The sequence below is a fragment of the Geobacter grbiciae genome, from assembly GCF_018531165.1.
In the GTDB taxonomy this organism is placed as follows: domain Bacteria; phylum Desulfobacterota; class Desulfuromonadia; order Geobacterales; family Geobacteraceae; genus Geobacter; species Geobacter metallireducens.
On sequence record NZ_JAHDIW010000002.1, the window covers coordinates 240,472 to 254,443 of the forward strand.

Consider the following 13,972-nt stretch of genomic DNA (forward strand, 5'->3'; position numbering starts at 1 on the left):
TGACGAGACCTTACACCTCACGTAGTGGATCGTTAAAATTTCGCTTTTCTCTGAGTTCCTGCAATGTTTGCGGTTTGGCGTCGACAATATGAAGCTCAGCCAGGAGTCTTTTGGCAAGGAGATCCTCGGCTTCGTGAATTGCCTCCGGTGAAGCGGGCACATTTTCAATCTTTCCCCCTGCCATCATGCCATGACCGCCAGCGTGCCCTCTTCCCTCAACCAAAACCCCAATAAGAATACCGGCATTCAGATCGTGCCGGATCGTGCGTAACGACAACAGCATCCCATCGCCGTACTGCCCCATTGCAAGCACTAATTCTATTCCTTCCAGCCTTAAGAAAAAATCTGCCATTTCGGCAACCATTTCGGGAAAATTCATCTGCGCGAGATTAGTTATCAGGAGCTTCCCGTAGATCTTGGTATTTTCGAGAGCCCTATTCACCATAAGATAATATTCGACAGGAAGTTTCGGATGAGTGATTTCGTAAAGAAATTTCTTGTTGGAAAGTGTAAACAGCTTGAGATAAGCGTCTCGGTCAGGCTTGTTCGCCTCCCTGCCGAGATCCTGAGTTTCTGATTTTATGGCGTAAAAAAGTGCTGTTGCCAGCTTGGTCCCCAGATAGACGCCTTGAGTCACGAGGTATTCGTAAAGTATGGTTGCCGTGACTCCGTAATCCTCTCGAATATCGACCCATCGGCACTTCTTGCTTGTTTCCCGCATCGGATGATGATCGACGAGAATATCAACACTGCTGTCGGCTGGCAGTGAGTTGTTCCCGGTCCCTGGCTGGGTGTCCAGCATGCAGACCACGGAGAACTCCCGGAAGTTGATAAGCCCTATGGGAGTCAGGGGAATTTCGAGTTCCTTCGCCATGGCAAGATTCTCGCTCCTACTAATCATGCCCGAAAAAGCGATTGTAGCCTCGCGATTGACCTTCATAACGAAGAGATGGCGAAGCGCTATGGCCGAAGCGAGACAGTCCGGGTCAGGATTATCATGGATCACTATCAGTATTCTGCCTCTACCCCTGACCCAGTCGAGCATTTCATCCGTGAAGCGCTTCGTATCCAGATTCTCTGACCCCAACCCCATAAAAGGACTCCTAAACGTGTCATCATTTTAGACAAAAAAAGAGAGGAAAGACCATGCTTTCCTCTCTTTGGATCCTCTTGGGATAACCTATTAGCCCAAGAAGAGGTTATGATTTCTCGCCCGATTGGCCAGAATTGTCGGGTCTATCACTTCGCCGCAGCAGGTGCATTTCCAAGCGTCGAACGATCTTACAAAATCATAAAACTTTTCAGCAAACATTCTCCCTTTGCACTTTGGACATTTCATTTGGAGCCCCCCCACTGCAGAGTTTGATGTGAGTGCAGTGAAGATTTCACCATATGTGCCAAACGGGTCAAACTCTAATGAATGACACTCTCAATCTTGTCCCGATCGATAATTATTATTGATAATTCAATGCGTTACAGTGTTTGAAAAATATCGCTCCAGCTTGTCCACAGTCACTTTCCCTATGCCTGAAACTCTCTCGAGTTCTCTAATAGACCTGAAACCGCCATTGTATTGACGGTCAAATACAATCCTTCGTGCGAGAGTTGGTCCGATCCCGGGAAGTAGCTCCCATTCTGATTCGGTCATTGTGGCTGGGTCAAGAGGAATACCTAGAAGTATCCTTTCAGCTGCAGGCATCATTTTTAACGAAATTTTGGCTGGTTCTGATGCATACGTTTCAAACATTATCCAGTCTCCATCTTTGAGACGAGTGGCAGGGTCGGACGATTTTGAAGCATTTGCCGCGAGTCCTCGATACGCCATATTTATGACGCTCTTTAAGACTGCATCTTCGGGAAGACAATAAACGCCTGACTTTCCTTGAATGCCGGTAACCTTAACCCTAACGCCATTGGAGCGGTCAAGAAAAAAGGCCGTGGATCCGCCCTCTGTGAGTGGCAATCCACGGCCTTTCGTGATTAAAACAGTACTTGCCAGAACTGCTAGGGTCCAGAGCGCAATGAGATGCGCCCGTTCCCTCATTTTTTGACGCCCTCCGCATCCTCTGTCCTGTGGAGTTTGTACTCAATACTGTCGATCAGAGCCTGATAGGAGGCATCGATGATGTTTTCCGAGACACCAACCGTCCCCCACCGCGCTTCCTTGTCGCCCGACTCGATGAGAACGCGAATGGATGAGGCTGTACCCTGCCCTGCCGGCAGGACGCGAACCTTGTAGTCAAGAAGCTTCACTTCCTTCAGTTTCGGATAGAACTTCTCCAGGGCCTTGCGAAGGGCATTGTCGAGAGCGTTGACTGGACCGTTGCCTTCAGCCGCAGTGTGCTCCACCTTGCCGCCAACCTTGACCATGATAGTCGCCTCGGAAAAAGGCTTCTGGTCTTCGTGGCGTTTCTCATCTATAACCCGGAAACCGATAACCGAGAAAAACTTCCGATGAGTACCGAGAGCACGCTTCATCAGCAATTCAAATGAAGCCTCGGCCCCCTCAAACTGGTACCCCCGGTTCTCCATCTCTTTGATGTTATCGAGGATTTCAAGGGTAACCGGATCCTTGCTGTCCATGTTGATATTGAATTCCTCGGCCTTGGCAAGGATATTGGAGCGGCCAGAGAGGTCGGAAATGAGCACCCGGGTCATGTTGCCGACCAGTTCAGGCCTCATGTGCTCATAGGTCTCGGGATGGCGCTGAATGGCGCTCACGTGGACCCCGCCCTTGTGGGCAAAGGCTGAATTACCCACATAGGGCTGATGTTTGTCAGGGGAAAGGTTCGCCAGTTCGTACACAAAACGGGAGAGATCCCGAAGTTTCTTCAATTGCTCATCACTCACGCAGTCAGCCTTCATCTTGAGCCTGAGGGCTGGCATGATGGAGCAGAGATTGGCGTTACCGCACCGCTCACCAAAACCGTTGATGGTGCCCTGAACCTGCACAATCCCCTCATTGACCGCATGGAGAGAGTTAGCGACCGCACACTCGGAGTCATTGTGTGTGTGAATGCCCAAGGGAGCTGAGATGTGCTTCCGAACCTCGCGGATAATCTCGGCAAGCTCGAACGGCATAGTGCCGCCGTTGGTGTCACAAAGCACAATGCAGTCGGCCTTGGCATCCTGAGCAGCCTTGAGGGTTTTGATGGCATAGTCGGGATTGGACTTGTAGCCGTCAAAGAAGTGCTCTGCGTCGTAGAAAACCTCGGGAACCCGGGTCTTCAGATATTCAAGAGAATCGAAGATCAGCTCGAGATTCTCCTCGTTGGAAATGCGCAATGCTTCCCGAACATGAAAATCCCAGGTTTTGCCGAAAATGGTGCAGACATCGGGCTCGGCCTGCACGAGGGTCTTCAGGTTGTGGTCTTTGTCAGGGGTTATCTTGGCGCGGCGGGTCGAACCAAAAGCGGCGATCTTCGCCTGGGAGAGCTTCTCCTTCTTGATGTCTTTGAAGAAGGCGACATCCTTGGGGTTGCTGCCGGGCCACCCCCCTTCAATGTAGTGGATTCCGATCTCGTCAAGCCTATTGGCGATGCGGATCTTGTCTTCAACGAGGAACGATATGTCCTCTGCCTGGGTGCCGTCACGAAGGGTGGTATCGTACAGTTTAACGAGACTCATTGATTCACCTTTGAAATGAAAGTGTTAGATACGCGTATAGCGTTTAGCATGCCGGCGTTGCCGGACACTAGACGCTATACACGAATACGCTGAAGTTAATCTGAAGCTATTTGCCGGAAAGGCCGAATGCCTCGTGGAGTACCCTCACGGCGAGCTCCGTGTACTTGGCGTCAATAACGACAGATACCTTGATCTCGGAGGTGGAAATCATCTGGATATTGATTCCTTCGTTGGCAAGGGTTTGGAACATCTTGGTGGCGACACCGGCATGGCTCCGCATGCCGACGCCGACGATGGAAACCTTGGAAATGCTTTCGTCGGCCGACACGCCCGTTGCCTTGATCTCAGTGGCAATTTCCTTGGTGATGGCAAGTGCCTTTTTGAAGTCGGCCTTGGTGACAGTAAAGGTGAAATCGGTAAGATCGCCACCACTCACGTTCTGGACGATCATATCGACCGAGATATTGGCATCGGAAAGGGACGACAAAATCTTGGCGGCAATCCCCGGTTTGTCCGGCACGCCCAGTACGGCAATCTTGGCTTCATTCTTGTCGTAGGCAATACCCGAAACGAGTACAGCTTCCATGTCCTTATCCTCCTTGGTGACCATAGTCCCTTGATTGTCATTGAAACTTGAGCGGACATGTATGTCCACATTGTATTTCTTGGCAAATTCGACTGAACGAATCTGGAGCACTTTCGCCCCAAGGCTTGCAAGCTCGAGCATCTCGTCGTAGGAAATCTTATCGATCTTACGGGCGTCCTCGCAGATGTTGGGGTCGGTGGTATAGACTCCGTCAACGTCGGTGTAAATTTCGCAGACATCGGCCTTCATGGCGGCAGCCATGGCCACGGCCGAGGTATCGGAACCGCCGCGCCCCAACGTGGTAACGTTGCCGTCCTTGTCGATCCCTTGGAAACCGGCCACGACAACGATGGTCCCGTCCTTGAGGTCAGCCCTCACCTTTGCGTCGGGAATCTCTTCAATGCGGGCCTTGCTGAAGACGCTATCGGTAATAATCGGCACCTGCCAGCCATGGTAGGATTTTGCTTTGTATCCCATGGATTTGAGACACATGGCGAGAAGGGCGATGGATACCTGTTCGCCCGAGGCAACCAGAACGTCATACTCGCGGTTATCGGGAAACTCGCACACCTCGTTGGCCAAGGCCACGAGCTTGTTGGTTTCGCCGGACATGGCCGAAACGACGACCACCATATCGTTGCCCGCGTCGTAGGTCTTGGCGACCCTCTTGGCAACATTGCGGATCCGTTCAATCGATCCCATTGAGGTGCCGCCGTATTTTTGGACCACCAGAGCCATCTACCGTTCCTCCTTTACGTATCGAGTCCTAATGAATACGCCGCTTCGCGTCGTCCCTTAATAGCAGGAATCCAAACGACGGTCAAAACATTTTTTTAATAATGCCTCATGGTTTGAGCCGTGGGGAATAAAGTCGATACGCCGCTCGGTATCGCTCAAATAATCAAATATAATATCAAGCCGTTCCGAAGGGATATCAGAACCAAGCCGTTCGGCCCACTCGACGAGGCAGACTTCATCCCCATGGAAGTACTCGTCAAAACCGAGTTCTGCTGCATCATCGACGCCACCAAGGCGGTAGAGATCGAAATGGTAAAGTCTGATTCGTCCCTGGTATTCATTCAGAAGGGTAAACGTAGGACTTGTAATGGGTACAGAGCTATCAATGCCCAGACCGGTGGCTACCCCCCGAACAAACTGGGTCTTGCCTGCGCCCAACTCTCCAGTGAGGGCGATAAAACTCCCCGGTTCCAGCAGCCGCCCAAGCCACTCACCCAGCAGGATGGTCTCTTCAACACTGTGCGAAGTAACTGAAACCACAACGCGCTACTTCACCATTGTTCTGATGAGGTCAATGCGGGAAACCATGCCAACGAGCCGTTTTCCCTCCACGACCGGCAAAGCGTGGAGCTTCTTGCTGCTCATGATATCGGCCACCTCGCTCACGGGGGTATCCGGCGTTACCATCTCCGCAGTGTCGGTATAGAGATCCCCGACAGTCTGGCCGGTCATCTTCTGGAGTTCCTTTTCGAATTTTTTCTCGCTCTCAAGGTAAATAACCCAGTCGAAAAGAGAGATGACCGTAGGTATGTGAAGGCTTTTATCCTGTTCGATAAGGTCCGATTCAGTGACGATGCCGATGAGGTTGCCGCTCTCATCCACTACCGGTACGCTGCCGACCCGATGTTTCGTGAATATCTCCGCCAACTCCCTGATTGTGGTTTCCCTTTTGACCGACACGACATCAGTCGTCATAATATCTCGCACTTTCAACATATTAACATCCTTTCCTTTAATTATAAGGTTAACGTTTTGAACGCCCAGGGGAGTCTTTCCTGAACGTCGACGGCCGACATGCCGATATCTCCCTTGTCGGCTGCCACCAAATCTGCAGCGTGACCATGAATGAACACGCCGAGCCGGCAGGCGTCAAAGGGTTCGTATCCCTGCCCCAAGAGAGATGCCAGGATGCCGGTAAGGACATCACCCATCCCCCCCGACGCCATACCAGGGTTACCGCTCCCGTTGATGGCGACCCGTCCATCCGGTGCAGCAATGACCGTACGGGCACCTTTCAGTATCATATACACGCCATTCTGTTCTGCAAACTCACGCGCCGCAGCAATCCGATCTGCCTCGATAATCACGGTGGAGGTGCCGGTAAGACGGGCCATTTCGCCCGGATGAGGGGTAAGAACGATGCAGTTGCTCCGTTTTCGCTGCAAGATGGCGGGGTCTTCGGACAGGGCGTTCAGACCATCGGCATCTATCACAAGAGGGGTCTCGATCTTGGTGACAAGGTGGCGGATAAGGCGTGCAGTGTCTAAATGCCACGAGATGCCTGGCCCCAACGCGACGACTGATTTACCGCCAATGGCTTCGAGCAGTGCCGGCGCAGAATCCTGCATCAGGCGCCCGGCACCGCCATCGGGAAGTGGCAGGGTCATGGCCTCGGTGGTTTTCATTTCCAGAATAGCGTTGAGGCTTTCGGGAACCGCCAAAGTCACCAGACCCGAGCCGGCACGAACCGCACTGTTTGCGGCCATTGCAGCGGCACCGGTCTTGCCGGTGGAGCCGGCAACAACAAGACAATGGCCGAAGCTTCCCTTATGGGCGCGACGATCCCGAGGACGAACCAGACGACAAGCCGTCCCATGGTCGACAAAATCGTACCCTTCGGCATCAGCGGCAACCTGAAGAGGGATGCCGATATCAACTACACGGAGATCGCCACAGAACTCGGTACCGGGATAAAGGACATGGCCAAGCTTGGCAAGGGCAAAGGTAACGGTTGCATCAGCCTTGACCGCGACGCCAAGAGTCCGGCCGGTCCCTGCGTCTATTCCCGAGGGAATGTCAACGGCCACGACCGGTTTTCCCGCAGCGTTCAGAAGGTTAATCGCCTCGGCAAAGCTACCCTGAACCTCACTCTTGAGACCCGTGCCAAAGAGGGCGTCTACGATCACCGATGCCCGTTCCAGGTGGGTGGCAAAAGGAGCGAGCCCAGCCGGAGGAGGCGAAAACATGACGGTCTCCGGATCAAGGCGATCCAGGTTAACCTTGGCATCACCGGCAATCTCTTCGCGCAGGGCAATGACGACGGTCTGAACTTCCCACCCTTCCTGCTGCAGAAGCCTGGCAATTACATATCCGTCGCCACCGTTGTTCCCCTTGCCGGCAACAACGAGCACCATCCGTCCCGCAGCCGGTCCGAATCGTTCAATAATGGCCGCAGCGCACCCCTGGCCGGCATTTTCCATGAGGTCAATGCCCGGTATGCCGAATTCCTCGATGGAGCGACGGTCCATCCGCTGCATGGTTTCGCCGGTAACAACCTTCATACCCGCTCCAGAACCACCATGGCGACGGCAAAATTCCCGTCATGGGAAAGGGATACAAATGTCTTCGAGAGATTCATCTCAGCGAATAGCTGTTGTGCCTTGCCGTAAAGTCGCAGGTCCGGCTTGCCGAGGGAGTCGTTGACAACCTCCACGTCATGCCAGGTCAATCCTTCGCGAAGCCCGAGGCCGCACGCCTTGAGAAAGGCCTCCTTGGCTGCGAAACGAAGGGCATAGTGCTGGGCACTGTGGGCCTTTCCCGCACAGTATTCCTGCTCATGAATGGTGAACAGGCGCTCGAACAGACGCGTATTCCTCTCTTCCAGAAAACGCTCGAAGCGGGTTATGTCGACGATATCAACGCCGGTGCCAAAAATCACGGATACCTCAGGCGTACTTAATGAGATCCACCATGTCGCGCACTGCCCGGTCGAGTCCCACAAGGACCGCCCGGGAGATGATGGAATGGCCGATGTTATACTCCTCGATGCCCCCCAGGGCCGCCACCTTCCTGATGTTGGTGTAATTAAGGCCATGACCGGCATTGATACCGAGACCGAGCTTGGCGCCAAGTTTAATGGCGTTCCCAATCCGCTCCAACTCGTCCTGCTCGGACTTCCAATCCTTTGCGTCGGCAAAGGCCCCGGTGTGTATCTCGATGTAGTCGGATCCAACCTTGCTGGAAGCCTTCACCTGGTCGGGGTCGGGATCAACAAAGAGGCTCACCGCGATGCCCCCATTCTGGAGCCTTTCCACCGCTTCAGCAATCCCCTGCATGGCAATTCGCACATCCAGTCCACCTTCGGTAGTGAGCTCCTGACGCTTTTCGGGAACGAGGGTGCACATGTCGGGCTTTACGGAGAGGGCTATGGCAACCATCTCTGCCGTTGCCGCCATCTCCAGATTGAGCTTGGTCTTCACGGTTTGGCGAAGGAGTTTCAGGTCCCGGTCCTGGATATGACGGCGGTCTTCCCGCAGGTGAATGGTAATCCCGTCGGCTCCGGCCAACTCCGCCAGAGCCGCGGCAGCCACGGGATCGGGTTCCACTCCTCCCCTCGCCTGCCTGATTGTTGCCACGTGGTCAATATTTACGCCAAGCTTTGCCACCTACTTCCCTCCGATCTTCTTCTCAACCAGGTCGGCAATCTCCTTGGCCCACCCGGTAATCTGGTATTTGTCCTGACCTTCCAGCATGATCCGCAACAGTGGCTCAGTGCCGGAATAGCGGATGAGGATGCGCCCCTCGTCCTTCAGTTTATCTTCTACCCCCCTGATGAGTGCCGCCACCTCGGGGATCGTCATGATATCCTTTTTCTCGGCAACCCGCACATTGACGAGGACCTGGGGAAGCGGAATCATCACCTCGGACAGCTCGGAGAGAGTCTTGCCGCTTCGACGCATGATGGCGAGGACTTGGAGGGCGGAGAGCATTCCGTCCCCCGTGGTGTTGTGATCAAGGAAGATCATGTGCCCTGATTGCTCGCCGCCGAGATTGTAGCCTCCCTTCAGCATCTCCTCCACCACGTAGCGGTCCCCGACTGCCGTCTTGATCACCTTACCCCCCGCCTTTTTCACGGCTATGTCGAGCCCCATATTGCTCATAACCGTTGCCACGAGGGTATTCTTGCGGAGCTTCTTGTGCTTGAGCATATCTGTGGCGCAGATGGCCATGATGTGGTCGCCGTCCACCTCGTTGCCGAACTCGTCCACAAAAATGACCCGGTCGGCGTCGCCGTCAAGGGCTATGCCCAGATCGGCCCGGTGCTCCTTGACTGCTTCGCTGATCACCTCGGGGTGAAGCGATCCGAAGCCGGCATTGATGTTAGTGCCGTTGGGCTTGATGCCGTAGGGAATGACCTCCGCCCCAAGCTCCTCCAGGACTGCCGGCGCCACCTTGTAGGCGGCCCCGTTGGCGCAGTCGAGGACGATCTTCATCCCTGTGAGATCGAGCTCCTTGGGGAAGGTATTCTTGAGAAAAACCACATAGCGCCCCACCGCATCGTCGATCCGGTAGGCCTTCCCCACCTCGGTGGCAATGGGGCGCAGGGAATCGATCTTCTTGGAGAAGATCAACTCCTCGATCTTGAGTTCCATCTCATCGGGGAGCTTGAAACCATCCCGGGAGAAGAACTTGATGCCGTTATCCTGAAAAGCGTTGTGGGATGCCGAGATGACCACTCCCGCGTCAGCCCGCATAGACGAGGTGATATTGGCAATGCCCGGGGTTGGCAGTGGCCCTACCACGAGCACGTCTACTCCCATGGAACAGATACCGGCCACCAGGGCGTTCTCCAGCATGTAACCGGAAAGACGGGTATCCTTGCCAATGACGATCCGGTGCCGCCGGTTGCCGTTCTTGAACAGATAGGCTGCGGCACGGCCGATCTGCATGGCCATTTCCGTCGTCATGGGATAAACGTTCGCCACGCCGCGAACGCCATCAGTACCGAAAAGCTTCTTCATATAACAACTCCTGGATAGCGAAATTACGGTTTCTGGACTGTTTTGGAACGGATCAGCCTTAATTCAACCGTTGCAGGAAAAAGACGGGTGATTGTTGCTTCCCGAGGGAGACCGAGCCTGCGTTCAAGACCCGTGAACAGCGTGGTTCCCTCGCCCACCCCCCGTGCGTCGAGCGGAATGATAATCCTTTCACTACGGAGCTTCAATAAAAGAATTTTCGGCCCGGCAACGGTTACTGAGGCCTCCGTGGGAACGGCGCTAGCCACAGAAAGGCCGGGAGGTAGGTTGCGCAGTTCCAGGGGCACCGTAAGTTCCAGTTCGGCGGTGCGTCCTCCGGATACGCCACCCCACACGATCACGGCCAGAATGAGGGAAAGAAGCTTGAGATCCCAGTTAATTGAGAAGTTGCTCCAGTTCATGACGACAGCCATTGGGGCTCGATGAGCCGCTTGAGAGCTTTACGGAGACTACCCCCATCGGGCATGGGCATAAGTTTGCCGCCAATAACCACAGACATTTGGCCTGTCTCCTCGGAAACCACGAGGGCCACGGCATCAACCACTTCAGTAAGCCCCAAGGCTGCTCGGTGTCGGGTGCCAAGGCTCTTGCTGATGGCTGGGTTCTGGGAGAGGGGGAGAAAACAGCCGGCCTTTGTCAGTTTACCACGCTGGATAACGACAGCACCGTCATGGATGGGCGAATAGGGGAGAAAAATTGAGGTTAGAATCTCGCTCGTTATCTTTGCATCGATCTCGGTTCCGGTCTGGAGGTGGGCCGAGACTCCCATCTCACGTTCGATCACGATAAGAGCACCATGCCGGCGGGCTGAAAGATCAGCCAGCGCCGTTGTAAGGCCGTCGATGGCCTCAGAGGCCTCTTCAACCTCATAATCCCCTTCCTTGCCACTCCTTCCCAGGCTGACCAGCGCACGACGCAGGTCATGCTGGAACACAATGACGAGTATGATGATGAAGGAGCCGAACAGAGACCTCAAAATCCAGTGAAGTGTGTCAAGGCCGACAAGACTGGTAAGAAAGTAAAGTGTGCCGAGAATGGCAAGTATGAGAAGAAGGCGTGCGGCTACCTTCCCCTTCAGGAGAAGGATAACCCGGTAGATAATGAAGGTGACGAGCGTGATGTCTACCAGATCTCGCCACCCGAAAAGCTGAAGGGAATCGGGCATCGTAGGCACCAGGCCGCTGGAAGTTCGGCGGCGTTACAAACACGGAAAGCTCGTTCAGTGAATCAATACGCGTGGGGGTGAAGCACGGCATGGGCCATATCCGCCACGTCGCGCATCTCACGTACTTCGTGGACCCGAATGATGGAGGCACCGTTGGCGACTGCAAGGGCCACCGTTGCCGCTGTGCCGAACAGGCGTTCATCCACATTGCGGCCGAGAATGGTACCGATAAACGACTTGCGAGAGGTTCCCACAAGTATGGGGAGTTGGAGACTGGCAACATCCCGAAGTTGCCTCAGTACCTCGAGGTTGCCCTGAACGCTCTTGGCGAAGCCAATTCCCGGATCAACAACAATCCGTTCCTTGGAAACTCCTGCGGCTTCCGCAATCAACACGGACTGACGAAGGAAATCAATCACCTCGGCGATCAGGTTGCCATAGGCGGTATCCCTCTGCATGGTGTCGGGTCTGCCGCGGGTATGCATCACCACCAGCCCGGCATCGGCTTCCGCCACTGTGGCAGCCATGGCCGGGTCAAAGGTAAGGCCGCTTATGTCGTTCACGATTTCGGCGCCGACGCGGAGCGCCTCACGAGCCACAACCGCCTTGTAGGTATCCACAGAAATCGGCACCGGAATGCGTCCTGCAAGCCGTTCGACCAGAGGAATGACCCGCCGAAGTTCCTCATCGGCATCCACCGGTGCAATATTGGGGCGGGTGCTCTCCCCCCCGATATCGACGATGTCCGCCCCCTGTTCAACCATCTGGTGAGCGCGCTCTTCGGCACGGTCAAGATCAAGGTAGCGGCTGCCGTCGGAAAAGGAGTCAGGGGTTACGTTCAGGATCCCCATGATGCAGGGACGCCGGGAGAGGTCAAGGGACCGCTTCGCTAACCTCCAGAAAGACGGAACCACTATTTCATCGGCTTTTCCCATCAGGAAGCGGGAATCTCCTCGGAAGCCGGAACCGTTCCCCTGACGGACCTGACGATCTGCTCCACTTCGTCGCCAGTCAGGTTTTCCTTCTCGATAAGCTCCAGGGAAAGCTTGTGGAGAATATCGATGTTGTCCCTGAGAAGCGTGGCTACGCGGCTGTAACTATCTTCGACGATCTTGCGGATCTCGCCGTCGATCTCCACGGCTGTGGCCTCGCTGTAGTTCTTGTGCATGGACATGTCGCGGCCCAGGAAGATCGACTCCTCCTTCTTGCCGAAGGACACGGGGCCCATCTTGTCGCTCATGCCCCATTCGCAGACCATCTTGCGGGCAAGATCCGTGGCCCGCTCGATATCGTTGCCCGCACCGGTGGTGAGGCTTCCGAAGATGATGTCCTCTGCGGCACGCCCCCCCATGAGAACGGCGATGCGATTGAGGAGTGCTTCCTTCGAGTAGCTGTGCTTGTCCTCGCTGGGGAGCTGCATGGTGATTCCCAAGGCCCGGCCGCGGGGGATGATGGAAACCTTGTGAACCGGATCGGAACCGGGGATGAGCTTTGCCACCAGGGTATGGCCCGCCTCGTGGTAGGCGGTGTTCTTCTTTTCGTCCTCGGAGATGACCATGCTCCGGCGCTCGACCCCCATGAGGACCTTGTCCTTGGCATCGTCGAAATCCTGCATATCCACAACACTCTTGTCCTTGCGCGCAGCAAGAAGCGCTGCCTCGTTCACCACGTTGGCCAGATCGGCGCCCGAAAAACCGGGGGTTCCGCGGGCAATGACATCGAGATTGACGTTGGGCCCCAAGGGGGTCTTTTTGGTATGAACCTTGAGAATCATCTCCCGCCCTTTCACGTCGGGCTGAGGAACAACAACCTGGCGGTCGAAGCGGCCGGGACGAAGGAGAGCCGGGTCGAGAACGTCGGGACGGTTGGTTGCGGCGATCAGAATGACCCCCTCGTTGGACTCGAAACCGTCCATTTCAACCAGAAGCTGGTTAAGGGTCTGTTCGCGCTCATCATGTCCGCCGCCGAGTCCTGCCCCGCGGTGGCGACCAACGGCGTCGATCTCGTCGATGAAGATGATGCACGGGGCATTCTTCTTCCCCTGGACGAAGAGGTCACGGACCCGGGATGCACCGACCCCCACGAACATCTCGACAAAGTCGGAACCGGAGATGGAGAAGAAGGGAACGCCGGCCTCGCCGGCCACGGCCCGGGCCAAAAGCGTCTTGCCGGTTCCCGGAGGACCGACCAGGAGCACACCTTTGGGGATACGACCGCCGAGCTTGGTGAACTTCTTCGGATCTTTCAGGAACTGGATAATCTCCTCCAGTTCTTCCTTGGCCTCGTCGACGCCTGCCACGTCCTCGAAGGTGATGCGTCCCTGGGCCTCGGTAAGGAGCTTCGCCCGGCTCTTGCCGAAGGCCATGGCCTTGCCGCCACCCCCCTGCATCTGACGCATGAAGAATATCCAGACACCTACCAGAAAGAGAAGTGGGAACCAGGAGATGAAAATGGAGAACCAGGAAACCTTCTCTTCCTCCGGCTTGGCTGAAATGCTGATCTTCTTCTCCAGAAGCTTGTCCGAAAGCGTGGCGTCCAAGGGCTTGTAGCTTCTGAACTCCTTGCCGTCGGCAAACTTGCCGATAATTTCATTTCCCTGAATGGTTACCGCATTCACCTTGCCCGCGTCGACGGCGGTGATGAAGTCGCTGTAGCTCAACCGCTCAGAGGTGGTGCGCGGTTTATTGAACAGGTTAAAGAGAAGAATCATCATCAAGCTGATCACAAGCCAGAGCGCCAGGTTTTTGTAGAACTGGTTCAAGGATAACCCCCGTGGATGTGTCCTACGGCCTTTCGGCCATTGTATGTGCGATGTAT

General features: G+C 55.1%; 14 protein-coding genes. All 14 read right to left on the reverse strand.

All coding sequences use genetic code 11. The features are described from left to right. Window positions 1-10 precede the first annotated feature (10 nt). Complete coding sequence (locus KJB29_RS04550; protein WP_215733573.1) at window positions 11-1,093, reverse strand: DHH family phosphoesterase; 1,083 nt, start codon at window positions 1,091-1,093, stop codon at window positions 11-13. 372 nt (window positions 1,094-1,465) lie between these two features. Then, the gene (locus KJB29_RS04555; protein ID WP_215733574.1) at window positions 1,466-2,044 is read right to left on the reverse strand and encodes a ComEA family DNA-binding protein; all 579 of its coding nucleotides are present in this window, start codon (window positions 2,042-2,044) and stop codon (window positions 1,466-1,468) included. Then, on the reverse strand, window positions 2,041-3,627 hold the full coding sequence (cimA, locus tag KJB29_RS04560) for a citramalate synthase (RefSeq protein ID WP_215733575.1): 1,587 nt from the start codon (window positions 3,625-3,627) through the stop codon (window positions 2,041-2,043). The genes KJB29_RS04555 and cimA overlap by 4 nt, the downstream gene beginning before the upstream one ends. 106 nt (window positions 3,628-3,733) lie before the next feature. After that, the gene (locus tag KJB29_RS04565) at window positions 3,734-4,951 is read right to left on the reverse strand and encodes an aspartate kinase (protein ID WP_004511964.1); all 1,218 of its coding nucleotides are present in this window, start codon (window positions 4,949-4,951) and stop codon (window positions 3,734-3,736) included. A 57-nt stretch (window positions 4,952-5,008) separates the two neighbouring features. Next, window positions 5,009-5,491, reverse strand: coding sequence for a tRNA (adenosine(37)-N6)-threonylcarbamoyltransferase complex ATPase subunit type 1 TsaE (tsaE, locus tag KJB29_RS04570; protein ID WP_215733576.1), 483 nt, complete (start codon window positions 5,489-5,491; stop codon window positions 5,009-5,011). A gap of 6 nt (window positions 5,492-5,497) precedes the next feature. Beyond that, a complete protein-coding gene (locus KJB29_RS04575) occupies window positions 5,498-5,947 on the reverse strand; it encodes a CBS domain-containing protein (RefSeq protein WP_004511962.1) in 450 nt (149 codons plus the stop codon). A 20-nt stretch (window positions 5,948-5,967) separates the two neighbouring features. Further along, window positions 5,968-7,512: an NAD(P)H-hydrate dehydratase gene (locus KJB29_RS04580; protein WP_215733577.1), complete on the reverse strand. Its 1,545-nt coding sequence runs from the start codon at window positions 7,510-7,512 to the stop codon at window positions 5,968-5,970. After that, the gene (locus tag KJB29_RS04585; RefSeq protein WP_215733578.1) at window positions 7,509-7,889 is read right to left on the reverse strand and encodes a holo-[acyl-carrier-protein] synthase; all 381 of its coding nucleotides are present in this window, start codon (window positions 7,887-7,889) and stop codon (window positions 7,509-7,511) included. Before KJB29_RS04585 ends, KJB29_RS04580 begins: the two co-directional genes overlap by 4 nt. Window positions 7,890-7,896: 7 nt before the next feature. Continuing rightward, window positions 7,897-8,616 carry a pyridoxine 5'-phosphate synthase gene (locus KJB29_RS04590; RefSeq protein WP_004511959.1) on the reverse strand — a complete coding sequence of 240 codons (720 nt, stop codon included), beginning with the start codon at window positions 8,614-8,616 and terminating at the stop codon, window positions 7,897-7,899. Then, a complete protein-coding gene (glmM, locus tag KJB29_RS04595) occupies window positions 8,617-9,972 on the reverse strand; it encodes a phosphoglucosamine mutase (RefSeq protein ID WP_215733579.1) in 1,356 nt (451 codons plus the stop codon). A gap of 23 nt (window positions 9,973-9,995) precedes the next feature. Then, the gene (locus KJB29_RS04600) at window positions 9,996-10,403 is read right to left on the reverse strand and encodes a CdaR family protein (protein WP_246560356.1); all 408 of its coding nucleotides are present in this window, start codon (window positions 10,401-10,403) and stop codon (window positions 9,996-9,998) included. Next, on the reverse strand, window positions 10,388-11,155 hold the full coding sequence (cdaA, locus tag KJB29_RS04605; RefSeq protein WP_215733580.1) for a diadenylate cyclase CdaA: 768 nt from the start codon (window positions 11,153-11,155) through the stop codon (window positions 10,388-10,390). The genes KJB29_RS04600 and cdaA overlap by 16 nt, the downstream gene beginning before the upstream one ends. Before the next feature lie 62 nt (window positions 11,156-11,217). Then, complete coding sequence (gene folP, locus KJB29_RS04610) at window positions 11,218-12,090, reverse strand: dihydropteroate synthase (protein WP_215733581.1); 873 nt, start codon at window positions 12,088-12,090, stop codon at window positions 11,218-11,220. Beyond that, the gene (gene ftsH, locus KJB29_RS04615; RefSeq protein ID WP_215733582.1) at window positions 12,090-13,916 is read right to left on the reverse strand and encodes an ATP-dependent zinc metalloprotease FtsH; all 1,827 of its coding nucleotides are present in this window, start codon (window positions 13,914-13,916) and stop codon (window positions 12,090-12,092) included. Before ftsH ends, folP begins: the two co-directional genes overlap by 1 nt. Between the last annotated feature and the right edge of the window lie 56 nt (window positions 13,917-13,972).

Coding starts and splice junctions, on each gene's coding strand:
- glmM (WP_215733579.1), bottom strand. CDS start 9,972: ATGAAGAAGCTTTTCGGTACTGATGGCGTTCGCGGCGTGGCGAACGTT.
- KJB29_RS04600 (WP_246560356.1), bottom strand. CDS start 10,403: ATGGCTGTCGTCATGAACTGGAGCAACTTCTCAATTAACTGGGATCTC.
- KJB29_RS04575 (WP_004511962.1), bottom strand. CDS start 5,947: ATGTTGAAAGTGCGAGATATTATGACGACTGATGTCGTGTCGGTCAAA.
- cimA (WP_215733575.1), bottom strand. CDS start 3,627: ATGAGTCTCGTTAAACTGTACGATACCACCCTTCGTGACGGCACCCAG.
- KJB29_RS04565 (WP_004511964.1), bottom strand. CDS start 4,951: ATGGCTCTGGTGGTCCAAAAATACGGCGGCACCTCAATGGGATCGATT.
- cdaA (WP_215733580.1), bottom strand. CDS start 11,155: ATGCCCGATTCCCTTCAGCTTTTCGGGTGGCGAGATCTGGTAGACATC.
- KJB29_RS04550 (WP_215733573.1), bottom strand. CDS start 1,093: ATGGGGTTGGGGTCAGAGAATCTGGATACGAAGCGCTTCACGGATGAA.
- KJB29_RS04580 (WP_215733577.1), bottom strand. CDS start 7,512: ATGAAGGTTGTTACCGGCGAAACCATGCAGCGGATGGACCGTCGCTCC.
- KJB29_RS04555 (WP_215733574.1), bottom strand. CDS start 2,044: ATGAGGGAACGGGCGCATCTCATTGCGCTCTGGACCCTAGCAGTTCTG.
- folP (WP_215733581.1), bottom strand. CDS start 12,090: ATGGGAAAAGCCGATGAAATAGTGGTTCCGTCTTTCTGGAGGTTAGCG.